Annotated in this window: 11 protein-coding genes; 4 read left to right on the forward strand and 7 right to left on the reverse strand. The window is 71.3% G+C overall.

The window, feature by feature from the left end:
* Window positions 1-68: 68 nt before the first annotated feature.
* Complete coding sequence (locus CG723_RS38790) at window positions 69-677, reverse strand: hypothetical protein (protein ID WP_100598262.1); 609 nt, start codon at window positions 675-677, stop codon at window positions 69-71.
* A gap of 140 nt (window positions 678-817) precedes the next feature.
* On the opposite strand from CG723_RS38790, the gene CG723_RS38795 reads away from it, so the two are divergent.
* Genes CG723_RS38795 through CG723_RS38805 form a run of 3 tightly spaced genes read left to right on the forward strand, consistent with a single transcriptional unit; the run spans window position 818 to window position 5076 of the window.
* Complete coding sequence (locus tag CG723_RS38795; protein ID WP_100598263.1) at window positions 818-3250, forward strand: FHA domain-containing protein; 2433 nt, start codon at window positions 818-820, stop codon at window positions 3248-3250.
* A 24-nt stretch (window positions 3251-3274) separates the two neighbouring features.
* Window positions 3275-4075, forward strand: a complete 801-nt coding sequence (locus CG723_RS38800; RefSeq protein WP_234374736.1) for a hypothetical protein — start codon at window positions 3275-3277, stop codon at window positions 4073-4075.
* The gene (locus CG723_RS38805; protein ID WP_100598264.1) at window positions 4075-5076 is read left to right on the forward strand and encodes a serine/threonine-protein kinase; all 1002 of its coding nucleotides are present in this window, start codon (window positions 4075-4077) and stop codon (window positions 5074-5076) included. The genes CG723_RS38800 and CG723_RS38805 overlap by 1 nt, the downstream gene beginning before the upstream one ends.
* A 9-nt stretch (window positions 5077-5085) precedes the next feature.
* Here CG723_RS38805 and CG723_RS38810 read toward each other — a convergent pair whose 3' ends face one another.
* Entirely contained in the window at window positions 5086-6381 is a 1296-nt protein-coding gene (locus CG723_RS38810; RefSeq protein WP_100598265.1) for a streptophobe family protein, read from the reverse strand.
* A gap of 208 nt (window positions 6382-6589) precedes the next feature.
* Between CG723_RS38810 and CG723_RS38815 the strand changes: the two genes are divergently transcribed.
* Window positions 6590-7870 (forward strand): DUF6777 domain-containing protein, encoded by a 1281-nt coding sequence (locus tag CG723_RS38815; protein ID WP_100598266.1) that lies wholly within the window; start codon window positions 6590-6592, stop codon window positions 7868-7870.
* Here the strand turns inward: CG723_RS38815 and CG723_RS38820 are convergent.
* The 5 genes from CG723_RS38820 to CG723_RS38840 form a co-directional block, all read right to left on the reverse strand.
* A complete protein-coding gene (locus tag CG723_RS38820) occupies window positions 7867-8415 on the reverse strand; it encodes a GNAT family N-acetyltransferase (protein ID WP_100598267.1) in 549 nt (182 codons plus the stop codon). The genes CG723_RS38815 and CG723_RS38820 overlap by 4 nt on opposite strands.
* On the reverse strand, window positions 8393-10666 hold the full coding sequence (locus CG723_RS38825; RefSeq protein ID WP_100598268.1) for an MMPL family transporter: 2274 nt from the start codon (window positions 10664-10666) through the stop codon (window positions 8393-8395). The genes CG723_RS38820 and CG723_RS38825 overlap by 23 nt, the downstream gene beginning before the upstream one ends.
* Window positions 10667-10802: 136 nt before the next feature.
* Window positions 10803-12056 carry an SLC13 family permease gene (locus tag CG723_RS38830; protein WP_100598269.1) on the reverse strand — a complete coding sequence of 418 codons (1254 nt, stop codon included), beginning with the start codon at window positions 12054-12056 and terminating at the stop codon, window positions 10803-10805.
* Between the two features lie 111 nt (window positions 12057-12167).
* Entirely contained in the window at window positions 12168-13679 is a 1512-nt protein-coding gene (gene gatB, locus CG723_RS38835) for an Asp-tRNA(Asn)/Glu-tRNA(Gln) amidotransferase subunit GatB (protein WP_100598270.1), read from the reverse strand.
* A gap of 16 nt (window positions 13680-13695) precedes the next feature.
* Window positions 13696-13929 carry a hypothetical protein gene (locus tag CG723_RS38840; protein WP_100598271.1) on the reverse strand — a complete coding sequence of 78 codons (234 nt, stop codon included), beginning with the start codon at window positions 13927-13929 and terminating at the stop codon, window positions 13696-13698.
* Window position 13930 lies beyond the last annotated feature (1 nt).

Below are 13930 nucleotides of genomic sequence, written 5' to 3' on the forward strand. Positions count from 1 at the left end.
GAGCGAATGTCCAAGCACCCGCTGCCTCAAGCGACTTGACAAGACACAGAGGCACCCCGAGGAACGGCTCAGGAAGAGGCCGAGGGGAGCGCCATCAGGATGTCGGTGTACTTCGCCACGGCGAGAAGGAGACCGAGGATGCCGAGGGAGACGCCCGCCCAGGCGACCGACTTGATCCACACGGCCTGCGGCTTGCCCGGGGCGCCGAACGCGGGCCTGGCCAGGACGACCGCGCCGACGATCAGCGCGAGGAGGGCGAAGATTCCGCCGACCAGGGCGGTGGCGTGCCACGAGTCGCCGTAGACCTCGGAGACCTGCTTGGCGACGCTCGCGCCCTGCGAGGTCTGGAGCTGGCCGATCAGGGACTCGCGGGCCGAGGCGACGGTCGCGACCCAGCTGCCGCTGAGCGCGACGACGCCGAGTGCGGCGGAGACGACGGCGCCGGCGCCCTGTCCCGCACCGGAGGAGTCCTCCACGGGCGCGGCGGGCGCGAACGGCTCGTCGTCGAGATCCGCGTCAGCGTCCCCGTCCGTGCCCTCGGCCGCCTCGACGGCATCGGTGGCTTCAGCCTCCTTGGTGACCTCAATGACCTCAGGGGTCTCGGAAGCAGCCTCAGTGGCCTCTGCAGTGGTGGCCTCAGCGGTCTCGGCCGTCTCGTCATCAGTCTTCGTAACCATGCCCCGCACCGTACGGACGGAGTCTGAGAGCTCTCTTAACGAGCTGAGTCCGGGCTGAGACCGGCCTGTGCCGGGCCTGTGTGCGGCGGGGGCACTCGTCCGATCAGGCGCATACCAGCGCACATCGATAGAATCCGAACATGGCAGAGCGGCCAGTCTCGCCGACCGCGCCCGAGCTTGTGCTCGAAACCGAAGCCGGACCCACGGTGATGAGCCCTAGCCGGGACTACCATGTCGGCCGCGACCCCCTGAGCGACATCGTCATCGACGACGTCCGCGTCTCGTGGCACCACGCGGTCCTGCGACCCGTCGCCGACCACTGGTCTCTGGAGGACGAGGACAGTACGAACGGGACGTACACCGGGGGCAGGCGCATCCACGAGTCGGGGGTGGGACCCGGCACGGTCATCCGCTTCGGTCACCCCGCGGACGGGCCGCGCGCCGTGCTGGTCGGCCATGAGCCACCGCCGCCGCCCGAGCCCGTAGCGGAACATTCGGCGGATCGAGTACCGGACCGCATCCCGGACCACGTACTTGATTCGGTGGCAGCGGCGCCCCGCGCCGCCGAACGGCCCTCGTCCGTCTCCATGCCGGGCGCGACCGGCACGTTCCGGCAGCCGACGACCGTGCGGCCGCTGCCCACCCGCACCGTGCGCATCGGCCGCAACGCCGACAACGACCTCGTCGTGGACGACCTGATCGTCTCCCGACGCCACGCGGAGCTGCGGGCCCGGCCCGACGGCACATACGAGATCGTGGACCTCGGCTCGCACAACGGCACCTACCTCAACGGCGCGCAGGTCTCCCGCGCCCGGGTCTCGCCCGGGGACGTCGTGGGCATCGGCCACTCCGCGTTCTGCCTGGTCGGCGACACTCTGCAGGAGTTCGTCGACACCGGCGAGGTCTCGCTCGACGTCCAGGGCCTTGCGGTCACCGTGGACCGGGGCCGCAAGACGCTCCTGGATCACGTCTCGTTCCCGGTCGGCGAGAAGTGCCTGCTCGCCGTCGTGGGCCCGAGCGGCGCGGGCAAGTCCACACTGCTCAACGCGCTGACCGGGCTGCGCCCCGCCGACCAGGGCACGGTCCTCTACGACGGCCGCGACCTGTACCGCGACTACGCCGAGCTGCGCCAGCGCATCGGGCTCGTACCGCAGGACGACATCCTGCACTCCCAGCTGACCGTGCACCGGGCCCTCGGTTACGCGGCCGAACTCCGCTTCCCGCAGGACACCGAACGGTCCGAGCGGCGCGACCGCGTCGACGAGGTCGTCCGCGAACTGGGCCTCGAACAGCGGGCGGCGCAGCCCATCCACAGCCTCTCCGGCGGTCAGCGCAAGCGCGTGAGCGTCGCCCTCGAACTGCTCACGAAGCCGTCGCTGCTCTTCCTCGACGAACCGACGTCCGGGCTGGACCCCGGCATGGACCGCTCGGTGATGAACATGCTGCGCGGCCTCGCCGACGACGGGCGGACCGTCATCGTCGTCACCCACAGCGTCCTCAGCCTGGAGGTGTGCGACCGGCTGCTGGTCCTCGCCCCCGGAGGGAAGATCGCGTTCTACGGGCCGCCGGGGGACGCGCTCGGGTTCTTCGGTTTCGAGGAGTGGCCGGAGGCGTTCGAGTCCTTCGAGAACGACCGCGACCGCGGCTGGGCGGAGGAGTACAACACGTCCCTGTTCCACCGTCAGTACATCGTGAACTCAACGGCGCAGCCCCGGCTGCCGAACGCTCCGTCGGCGGAGGTGGCCCCGCCGCCGAGGACGCGGAGCTGGGGCGCGCAGCTGCGGACGCTCGTACGCCGGTACGCGGCCGCGCTGAGCGCCGACCGGACCTTCCTCGCCATCATGATCGCGCTGCCGTTCGTCATGGGTGCGATGGTGCGTGCGCTGGCCGGCAGCCGCCTCACCCAGGAGTCCGCGATGAACGCGCTGCTCCTCCTGTGTGTGGGCGGTGTACTCACGGGCGCCGCCAACGCCGTGCGCGAGCTGGTGAAGGAGCGGGTGATCTACCAGCGGGAACGTGCTGTCGGGCTGTCCAGATCCGCGTATCTGATGTCCAAGGTCGTCGTCCTCGGCACGATCACGGTGCTGCAGGCCATCGTGCTGACGCTCGTCGGACTCGTCGGTGTCGACCTCAACGCGCCAGGCGGCAAGGGGGTGTTGATGCCTCCGCTGGTGGAGATCACGCTGACCGTGGCGCTCCTGTCGTTCACGGCGATGATGCTCGGGCTGCTCGTGTCCGCCCTGGTGCGCAAGGAGGAGGTCACCATGCCGCTCCTGGTGCTCATCGCGATCATCCAGGTCGTGTTCTGCGGTGCGCTGCTCAAGCTGCACGGGGTGCCCGGCATCGAGCAGTTGTCGTGGCTGGTCCCGTCGCGCTGGGCGATGGGCGCGATGGCGGGCACGGTCGGTCTGTCCCGGATCGTGCCGGGAAAGCTGACCAGCGACCCCCTGTTCGAACACTCCACCGGGGTGTGGCTGCTCAACATGGGGATGCTGGTCGTGCTCTCGGTCGTCTTCGGAATCGCCGTCGCACGGCTGCTGCGCCGGCACGAGCCCGCGATCATGCGGAAGTAGCGGACAGACATCGGAGAGGCGCCCATGGCGACACCGCAGTTCCGCCCCACCCATGTCGTGCCCCCGGACGGGATGCCCGCCTGGGAGGAGCCGGACGTCTCCCGGCCCACACAGCCGCTCGACCCGCTGCTCCCGGTCGAACTGGTCGACCGGCGCGCGGACTGGGGCCGGATCATGTGCGCCAACGGCTGGTCGGCGTGGGTCGACGCGCGCCTGCTCGTCGCCGTACCGCGCGACCCGCCGGAGGCCGGGAAGCCGATGACCCGCACGGCGGATCCGCGGCCGCTGATGGCGCGCGTCGAGGAGGCGGCGGGCCAGTACCGGCGCGCCGCACAGGAACTGGCCGAGGAACGCATCGACGGGGAAACATTCCAGCGCCGGACGCAGGGGCTGCGGGTCGGAATGGTCGTCGACGGCGAGGCGGTGTGGCTGTACGACGCCGAGCACGAGCGCTGGGTGTACTGCGACGGTACGCAGTTGAGCACGTACGCGGCGGGGGCGGGACCGGGGCGGCCGAGCGGGGCGACAGCGGCGCCCGCGCGGGCCGCGGGCCCGGAACCCACACGCGTCGTGGACCCGGCAGAGGTCGCCGGCTCGGGGCCGCCCGAGGACGTCGCCGACACCGGCCCGGACGGCAGCACGACCGACTCCGGCCCGCACGAGAACGCCGCCGAAGCACCCCCGGCCCCGAGCCGGACCCCCACCCCCACCCGCACCCCGCCCCCGAACGCCGCCGAGCCGACCCGGATCGTGGACCCGGAAGAGATGAACGGCCACGACCCCGCCGGACGCGAGCGCAGTGCCCGCGCGCCGGGTGAGCTGTGATGGCGGACGATCCGCAGCTGCCCGTCGGCCGTCCGTCCGATCTGCTCGGGCGGCAGATCGCCGGATACCGCGTGGAGAGCGAGATCGGCCGGGGCGGCATGGCGGTCGTCTATCGGGCCTTGGATCTACGCCTCGACCGCACGGTCGCACTCAAGCTGCTCGCCCCCGAACTCGCCCGTAACGACACCTTCCGCCAACGGTTCACGCACGAGTCGCGCGTCGCCGCCGCGATCGACCATCCGCACATCGTGCCGGTCTTCGAGGCCGGCGAGACCGAGGGCATCCTCTACATCGCCATGCGCTTCGTGGCGGGCCAGGACCTGCGCGCGCTCATCGACCGCGAGGGGCCGCTGCCCGTGGGGACGGCGGTACGGATCGCCTCGCAGGTCGCGTCCGCGCTCGACGCCGCCCATGACCACGACCTGGTGCACCGGGACGTGAAGCCCGGCAACATCCTGGTCGCGGCGGGAACGGACAGCGACCACCCCGAGCACGTCTACCTCACCGACTTCGGCCTGACCAAGAAGTCGCTTTCGCTGACCGGGTTCACGTCCGTGGGCCAGTTCGTCGGCACGCTCGACTATGTGGCGCCCGAGCAGATCTCCGGCCGCCCGGTCGACGGCAGGTGCGACGTCTACAGCCTCGCCTGCGTCGTCCAGGAGACCCTGACCAGTCTGCCGCCGTTCCAGCGCGACGACGACATGGCGCTGCTGTGGGCCCACCAGTTCGACCCGCCCCCGCCCCTGACCGGGCTGCGCCCCGAGCTCCCGGCGGCGATGGACGACGTACTGGCCAAGGCGCTGGCCAAGAGCCCGGACGACCGCTACGACTCGTGCCTCCAGTTCGTGGCGGCCCTGCGCGCGGCGGCGCGCGGCGGCGTTCGGGACAACCACCCTCCGACGCAGGTGGACCGCCGCGTCAGCGAGTGGTCCCCCACGGCCGAACCCCCGCCCGCCCCGCCACGATGGGCGCTGCCGGTCTTCACGGGCCTCGTGCGCTAGCCGCTCGGCTCAACTCCGGTCCGGCTGCGCCGTCTCCACCTCCCCGCGCCGGTGGAGCCGGGACGCGAGGAGGCCGCCGAGGAACCCGGTGACCAGACCCCACAGGACCGCGAGGCCGAGCGCGGTCCACAGTTTCGGGCGCAGCGCCACCTCGCCGCCGAGCCCGCCGCCGATGTCGCCGATGCCGAGGAGCGACAGGCCGTAGCGCGCGGAGATGCGGGCGAGGAGGCAGACGGCGAGCACGGTCAGGACGAGGGCCACCGCCATGTGGAGGGCGTGCTGCCAGGCCCGCATCCGGGCGGGTGACCGCAGCGCCATGGCGAACGCGGCCGCCAGCGTCAGGATCGCGGCCACCGCGACCGACCACCAGATCCGGTCGTCCTGTTCGGCGAGCGTGCTGACGTTGACCGTGGAGATGTCGGGCGTACGGAGTACGACGTCGAGGATGTGCGGCACGGGCAGGCCGAACGGGCCGTCGACCTTGCCGTCCCAGGACGCGCCGAGGCCGATGGTGTAGGCGAACCAGACGAGGTTGGGCAGACCGAGGAGGATGACGGCGAACGTCTCGGCCGCGTGGCCACGGGTCGCGGCGACCACCAGCCCGATGACGACGCCCAGGGCCACGTACACGAGCAGCAGCGCGACCATCGCGTACGCGGCAGGGCGCACCGACTCCTGGAAGCGGACGAGGCGGGCGGGGAGCGGGGCGCCGCGCGACACGAGGACGGCGAGGATCATGACGCCCGCGAGCCACAGCAGGCCGAAGAGCAGAGTGAGCGCCATGTTCGTCCGGAATCCGACCTTGGGCGCGCCGTCCAGGACGCCCTCGATGATGCCGCCGGTCGGGTCCGTGACGGGGATGGCGAAGTCCTGCCTGGCCAGGAGCGAGAGGACGATGAGCGCCACCACCCACGGCACGGCCACCCGCCCGGCCCAGCCGAGGAGTTCGCCGCTGCTGGCGATGGCCCGGTGGCGCAGGGGCCGCAGGAAGCCCGCGGCGATCACCAGCGCTCCGGCGAGGGTCACGGAGAGGGGCAGGACCGAGATGTCGGCGTGCGTCTGGGCGAGTTCTCCGGCGTTTCCGGCCAGGTCGACGGAGCCGCCGGCCGCCATCACCACGACGGCGGCGACCACTCGCGGGAAGGCGCTGCCGGGAAGGCCTGTCGCGCCCGCCGCCCACAGGCCGAGGGCGGCCGTGACCACCATGGCCACGAGCCCGGCGAGCACGGCCATGAGGGCCGCGGCCCAGCCGTGTTTCGCGCTGCGCCTGGTGCCGGACCGGCCGTCGGATGCCTGTTCACTCACGGGGCCACGCTAGGCAGGCGCCCGGCGGTCCGCCCCTCGGGAGGGCCGACCGCGTCGCCTCGCGGACCGTACGGGTTCGGCTTGCGAGCCGTACGAGTACGGAGCACACAATGTGGAGGTGACAGGACAAAGGGGACCGGGCCGCCGGACCGAGAGACGGGCCCTCCCCCAGCCCGCCCCATGCCTCCTACGGTGAGAAGAAGCGCCCGTGAGTGACCGACCGACGGAGCCCGGCCGCCCCACCGGCCCCCCATCCGGCCCGCTCTCGGGCCCGACCCAGCCCGCGGAGCCCGTACCCCCGCCGCCCGAGCGCGCCTCGGAACCGCCGTCCGGCGAAGGCACGGGCTCCGGCGCCGGTTCTGGCTCTGGCTCTGGCTCTGGCTCTGGCTCTGGCAGTACGGGCGGCGGCCCCGGCGGCCCGCCTCCCCCGGGCGACACCCCGCCCCCGCACGGCCCGCACCCCGGCCGTCCCTGGTGGCGGTTCACGCCCAAGAAGCTCGCGGGGCTGGGCGCCCTGATCGTCGCCGCCGTGGTCCTCACCGTCGTCCTCACCAGCTCCGGCGGCGACGGCGGCAGCGGCGGAACCGCGTCCGGTGACGAACTCTTCCTCCAGAGCGCCGACTCGTCCGGCCCCGACCCGTACACCGAGTCGAGCACCCGGAAGGGCGCCACCGCGACGACGCCCACCGCGCTGCCGAGCGCGTCCGGGGAGAGCTCTTCGGAGAAGGCGAACGTGGTCCGGGGCGTCGAGGGCTCCGCCGCCGGCCTGTACGGCGGCACCCGCAACGTCTCCAGCTGTGACGTGGAGAAGCAGATCCGCGCGCTGGGCGCGGAGCCGGACAAGAACAAGGCGTTCGCCTCGGTACTCAGCATCGATCCGTCGAGTGTCCCCGCGTATCTGCGTTCGCTGACGCCGGTTCAGCTCCGCTTCGACACCCGGATCACGAATCACGGCTTCCGCAAGGGCGCCCCGACGAAGTTCCAGTCCGTGCTCCAGTCCGGCACGGCCGTGCTCGTGAACGACCGCGGCGAGCCACGCGTGCGGTGCTCGTGCGGGAATCCGCTGCTCGCGCCGGTGCCTCTGCGGGGCTCGGTGAAGCGTCAGGGCAAGGCCTGGTCCGGGTACAAGTCGTCGGACGTGGTGGTCGTTTCGCCGGCGCCGCAGCCGGTGAACGGTTTCGTGATGTACGACCCGGAGACCAAGGGCTGGTTCACCCGAACCGCGGGCAGCACGGGCGGCAGCGACCAGAAGACGACGGCGCACACCCCACCCGGAGTCTCCCCCTCGGACACCTCGACCTCCTCGACAACCCCGTCGTCCGAGACCTCTCGGTCCTCCGAGTCGTCCCAGTCATCCGAGTCTTCGCAGCCACCGTCGTCCGAGGCCCCCGGAGCGTCGTCGGCCCCGCCGTCGAACACGGAGTCCGCCGCCCCCGAGTCACCCGCCTCACAACCGGCGAGCCAGGGCCTGCCTGGACAGACGGGCTAACGCGCGCGCCACTCCGGTGCGAGCGCCGACCACACCTCAAGATCCTGCTTGACGCCCTTGTGCGAGCCCGCCTCGCGCAGCACCCCGTCGCGCCGCATGCCGAGCCGTCGCGCCACGTTCAGGCTGGGCTCGTTCGCGGAGGAGGCGACCCACTCCACGCGGTGGATGCCGCGTTCGAGGACCGCCCAGTCGATGAGGACGCGCGCGCCGCGCGTGACGAGGCCGCGTCCGGCGGCGGCGGGCTCGAGCCAGCAGCCGATCTCGCAGTTGCCGCCCTCCGCGTCGAAGATCCGGAAGAGCAGGCCGCCGACGAGCGTCCCGTCCAGCCAGAGGCCGTGCAGGCTCCCGCTGTCGGCGGCGCGCTTGTCGGCATAGGACTTGAGCAGGTCCCGGGCGGAGTCGACGTCCTTGACGTTCGAGCCGAACCCGATGTGCTGCCCGATGAACTCGCGCCCGCGCTCCAGATGGGCGAGGAACTGCTCGGCGTGCCACGTCTCAAGTGGCCGCAGCTCCGCGCCGTCGTCACCCAGGGAGATCGTGTACATCGCGTTTGAGCTCCTCGGCTTCGGCCTTCACCAGTACGTCCAGCAGCGCGTCGTCCTCGGTCGGGCGCTGTCCAGGCATACTCGCATGCGCCTCGCCGCACTCGGGCGGCTCGATGCTGATGCGGGGCAGCCGGCGGTCGAGCCACTTCGGCAGCCACCAGTTGGCGCCGCCGAGCATGTGCATGAGGGCGGGCACGAGGAGCGTACGCAGGACGAACGCGTCGAGGGCGACGGCGGCGGCCAGTGCGATGCCGAACATCGCGATGACGCGGTCGCCGCTGAGGACGAAGGCCAGGAAGACCGAAATCATGATCACGGCCGCGGAGTTGATGACACGGCTGGTCTCGGCGAGCCCGACGCGGACGGCCCGCCGGTTGTCGCGGGTCTCCAGCCACTCCTCGTACATGCGGCTGACCAGGAACACCTGGTAGTCCATCGAGAGTCCGAACAGGACCGACACCATGATCACGGGAAGGAAGGGCTCGATCGGGCCCGCTCTGCCGAGGCCGAGCATCTCGCTGCCCCAGCCCCACTGGAAGATGGCGACGACGACGCCGAAGGCGGAGGCGACGGCCGCGACGTTCATCGCGGCGGCCTTGAGGGGGATGCCGATGGAACGGAAGGCCAGGAGCAGCAGGACGCAGCCGAGTCCGATGACGACGCCCACGAACAGCGGCAGTTTGCCGACGATGACGTCGGCGAAGTCGTCGTAGCTGGCGGTGACTCCGCCGAGCTGCACATCGAGGGACGTGCCCTTCTCGGCCGCGGGGATGACATCACTGCGCAGTCGGTCGACGAGCTCGCTGGTCCTCTGGGACTGCGGTGCGGACTTCGGCACGACGGTCAGGAAGGCGGCGGTGCCGCTGCCGTTGTACGTCGCCGGGGTCACCGAGGAGACGCCCTCGGCCGAGTCGATCAGGGACTCCAGACGGCTCAGGGCGACCTGGTCGCCGGCGCCGTCTATGGGTGTGACAAGGGTCAGCGGCCCGTTCACGCCGGGCCCGAATCCGTCGGCCAGGAGGTCGTAGGCCTGCCTGGTCGTGGACGACGACGCGTTGTTGCCCTGGTCGGACGTGCCCAGGTGCAGGAAGAACGTGGGCACCGAAAGCACCGCGATCACGCCGAGTGCGAGGCCGCCGAGGAGCCGGGGGTGGCGCTCCACGAAGACGGCCCAGCGGGCCGCGAACCCGGCCGGCCGCTCAGGCTCGGGCCCGTGTTCGGCGAGTCTGCGCCGCTGGCGCCTGCTGAGCGCGCGCATGCCGATGAACGACAGGAGCGCGGGCAGGAGCGTGACGGACGCGACGACGGTGAGGAGCACGGTCAGGGACGCGGCGATCGCGACGCCGTTGAGGAAGCTGAGGCGCAGGATCAGCATGCCGAGGAGCGCGATGCAGACGGTGGCGCCGGCGAAGACGACGGCGCGCCCGGTGGTCGCGACGGCGCGCTCCGCGGCCTCGTTCACGGGCAGGCCCTGTTTCAGGCCGCGCCGGTGCCGGGTCACGATGAACAGGGCGTAGTCGATGCCGACGCCGAGGCCGACGAGCATGCCGAGCATCGGGGCGAAGTCGGCGACGGTCATCACATGGCCGAGGAGCACGATGCCGGAGGCGGCGGTGCCCACGCTGACCAGGGCCGTGGCGATGGGCAGAGCGCTGGCCGCGAGGGAGCCGAAGGCAAGCAGGAGGACGGCGGCGGCGACCACGACGCCGATGATCTCGGCGACATGTCCCTGGGCGGACTCGGTCAGGGCGACGGCGCTGCCGCCGAGTTCGACCCGCAGTCCGTCGGGGGCGTTCTTCTCGGCGGCCTTGGCCGTGTCGACGAGGCGCTGGGCGTCCGCCTTGGCGACGTCGCCGGACTGCTGGTCGAAGGTGACCATGGCGTAGGCGGTGCGTCCGTCGGCGCTTATCTGACTCGTGCCCTGCTGCTCGTACGGGCCGGTGACAGCGGAGATGCCGGGCAGGTGCTCGATCCTGTCGAGCGTGCGGGTCATGCGCTCTTTCACGTCGGCGGCGCGGACCATGCTGCCGTCCGTGTGCCAGACGACGGTGTCGCTGTCGCCGCCGAGGCCTGGGAAACCGTCGTCGAGGAGCTGGGTGGCGCGCCCCGACTCGGTGCCCGGTGCCTCGTAGTCGTTCGAGTACGAGGAGCCCGCGACGGCCGCCGCGGCGCTCGTGGCGCCGAGGGCGAGGAGCCACAGCAGGACGACTACGAGGCGGTGCCGTGCACACCATCGTGCGAGAGCTGCCACGGACGGGCTCCCAGGGTTTGTGGATCTTCACCGGGAACGGCCCGCAAAGAACACATGAGCAATGGCAAGCCACTCTTACAGCAAGAAGTGATCTTTTGTCGCTTTCGTGGCCTTAGTCACAAGGGCGCGCGGCCGTTCAGCCCAGGAACTGAAGTCCCGCCCAGAGCGCGACCGTTGAGACGACCAGTGTCGCCGGGACCGTGAGCACGCCGAGCCGTGTGAAGTCACCGAGCCTGGGATGCACGTCGTGGGCGTGGACGATGCGGCGCCACAGGAGCGTGGCGAGCGAGCCCACATACGTGAGGTTGGGGCCGAGATTGACGCCGATGAGGACGGCGAGGACCGGTCCCGGACCCGCGGGCCCCGCCACGGGGAGCAGCGCGAGAACGGCCGGAAGGTTGTTGATCAGGTTGGCGAGCAGGGCCGCGACGCCGGCGACGGCGAGCAGTGCGAGCAGCGACGAGCCCTCGGGCAGCAGCCGGTCGATGCCGTCCCCCAGCCCGTTGTCGACGACCGCCTTGACCACGATCCCGAGCGCGAGGACGAAGAGGCAGAAGTACGGGTGCGCCGACTTCACCAGCGCGAGCGGGGTCGTGCGCCGCTGCCCGAGCGCCCGCGCCGCGAGGACGGCCGTGCCGACGATCGCCGCCCACAGCGGGTCGATCCCGGCGAACGAGGTGACGACGAAGCCCACGAGCGTCAGGGCGAGGACCGTGAGGGTGAACACCGGGACGCCCGGCGGCTCCTCCGCGTCCGGCTCATGGGCGGGCGCCGCCAGATCGTCGGCGAAGTACCGGCGGAACACCGCGTACTCGACGGCGATCGCGCCCAGCCACGGCAGGGCCATGAGCCCCGCGAACCGGGCGAAGGTGAGTCCGCTCGCGGTGAAGGCGAGCAGGTTGGTGAGGTTCGAGACCGGAAGGAGCAGCGAGGCGGAGTTGGCGAGGTGGGCGCTCGCGTAGACGTGCGGGCGCGGCCTCGCGCCGATCCGGCGGGCCGTGGCGAGGACGACCGGCGTGAGCAGCACGACGGTGGCGTCGAGGCTCAGTACGGCCGTGATCACGGCAGCCGCGGCGAAGACCCCGCCGAGCATGCGGCGTGGACTGCCCTTGCAGGCCCGCGCGATCGCGTCACCCGCGGCCTTGAAAAGGCCCTCGTCGGCGCACAGCTGTGCCAGGACCAGGACGGCGGCGAGGAATCCGACGACCGGCAGCAGCTCCCGTGTCTCGGCCCACGCGTGCGCGGGCGACACGGCGCCGACCGCCACGACGATCGCCGCCGCGGGCACGGCGACGACGGCCTCCGGCAGCTGCCGGGGGCGCACCACGGCGAAGCCGAGGATGAGCAGGAGGAGGGTGACGGAGAGGAGTTCGGCGGGGACGGTGCTCAACGTGCGGCTCCAAGAATTCGTACCCCCCATGGCAAACGCCGGCCGGGCATCTCAGCCCGGCCGGCGTTTGAGGTCAGAGGGACGCGGGGGCGGACCCCCGCAGGAACCTCCTCAGCCCTCGGAGACGCCCAGCTTCTCCAGGATCAGTTCCTTGACGCGCGCCGCGTCGGCCTGACCCCGGGTCGCCTTCATGACGGCACCCACGAGCGCACCGACGGCGGCGACCTTGCCGCCACGGATCTTGTCGGCGATCCCGGCGTTGCCCGCGATGGCCTCGTCGACGGCCGCGCCGAGCGCACCCTCGTCCGAGACGACCTTCAGGCCGCGCTTCTCGACGACCGTGTCCGGGTCGCCCTCGCCCGCGAGGACACCCTCGATGACCTGGCGCGCCAGCTTGTCGTTGAGGTCACCGGCGGAGACGAGCGCCGCCACCCGGGCCACCTGGGCCGGGGTGATGGGCAGCTCGTCGAGCGCCGTGCCCGACTCGTTGGCGTTACGGGCGAGTTCGCCCATCCACCACTTGCGGGCCGAGACGGAGTCGGCGCCGGCCTCGATCGTGGCGACGATCGGGTCGACCGCGCCCGCGTTGAGGATCGACTGCATGTCGTGCTCGGAGACGCCCCACTCCTCGCGCAGCCGGTTGCGGCGCACGCGAGGCATCTCGGGCAGCTCCGAGCGCAGCTCCTCCACCCAGGCGCGGGCGGGCGCCACCGGCACCAGGTCCGGCTCGGGGAAGTAGCGGTAGTCCTCGGCGTTGTCCTTGATGCGGCCCGACGTGGTGGAGCCGTCCTCCTCGTGGAAGTGACGGGTCTCCTGCACGATCGTGCCGCCGGACGACAGGACAGCGGCGTGCCGCTGGATCTCGTAGCGGGCGGCGCGCTCGACGGAACGCAGCGAGTTGACGTTCTTCGTCTCCGAGCGGGTGCCGAAGGCCGCCTCGGGGCTGGTGCGCAGCGACAGGTTCACGTCGCAGCGCATCTGGCCCTTGTCCATCCGGGCCTCGGAGACGTCGAGCGCCTTGATGACCTCGCGCAGCTCGGCGACGTACGCCTTCGCCACCTCCGGCGCACGCTCCCCGGCGCCCTCGATCGGCTTGGTGACGATCTCGATGAGAGGGATGCCGGCGCGGTTGTAGTCGAGCAGGGAGTGCGAGGCGCCGTGGATACGGCCCGTCGCGCCACCGACGTGCAGCGACTTGCCGGTGTCCTCCTCCATGTGGGCGCGCTCGATCTCCACGCGGAAGATCTCGCCGTCCTCCAGCTGTACGTCGAGGTAGCCGTTGAAGGCGATGGGCTCGTCGTACTGGGAGGTCTGGAAGTTCTTCGGCATGTCCGGATAGAAGTAGTTCTTCCGGGCGAAGCGGCACCAGTCGGCGATCTCGCAGTTGAGCGCGAGGCCGATCTTGATGGCCGACTCGATGCCGATCTCGTTGACCACCGGCAGGGCGCCGGGCAGGCCGAGACAGGTCGGGCACGTCTGCGAGTTCGGCTCGGCGCCCAGCTCGGTGGAGCACCCGCAGAACATCTTCGTCTTCGTACCCAGCTCGACATGGACCTCGAGGCCCATGACGGGGTCGTACGTCGCGAGTGCCGCGTCGTACGACAGCAGTTCAGTGACGGTCACGGTGAGACTTTCCCTCTCAGCCCAGCAGGACGTCGTCGTCGCCCAGGCGCTTCAGCTCCCGGTAGAGGATCGCCAGGCCGGTAACGATGGCGGCGGCGGACACCGCGGCGTCGATGAGCCGCAGGGTGTCGTGATCGTTGCGGGCCAGCTTCGCCTGCTTCGCGACACTGATCGCGCCGAATGCAGTGGTCGCAATCGACACGTATGCGCCGGTCTTGGACTTCTTGAAGTTCTTGGCCTTCTTTGCCATG

Origin of the sequence: Streptomyces sp. CB01635 (assembly GCF_002803065.1) — a bacterium.
In the GTDB taxonomy this organism is placed as follows: Bacteria; Actinomycetota; Actinomycetes; order Streptomycetales; family Streptomycetaceae; genus Streptomyces.

What these genes read in the sequence shown, in the direction of transcription:
- CG723_RS38790 (WP_100598262.1), bottom strand. Translation starts at nt 677, where the DNA reads ATGGTTACGAAGACTGATGACGAGACGGCCGAGACCGCTGAGGCCACC.
- CG723_RS38795 (WP_100598263.1), top strand. Translation starts at nt 818, where the DNA reads ATGGCAGAGCGGCCAGTCTCGCCGACCGCGCCCGAGCTTGTGCTCGAA.
- CG723_RS38800 (WP_234374736.1), top strand. Translation starts at nt 3,275, where the DNA reads ATGGCGACACCGCAGTTCCGCCCCACCCATGTCGTGCCCCCGGACGGG.
- CG723_RS38805 (WP_100598264.1), top strand. Translation starts at nt 4,075, where the DNA reads ATGGCGGACGATCCGCAGCTGCCCGTCGGCCGTCCGTCCGATCTGCTC.
- CG723_RS38820 (WP_100598267.1), bottom strand. Translation starts at nt 8,415, where the DNA reads ATGTACACGATCTCCCTGGGTGACGACGGCGCGGAGCTGCGGCCACTT.
- CG723_RS38840 (WP_100598271.1), bottom strand. Translation starts at nt 13,929, where the DNA reads ATGGCAAAGAAGGCCAAGAACTTCAAGAAGTCCAAGACCGGCGCATAC.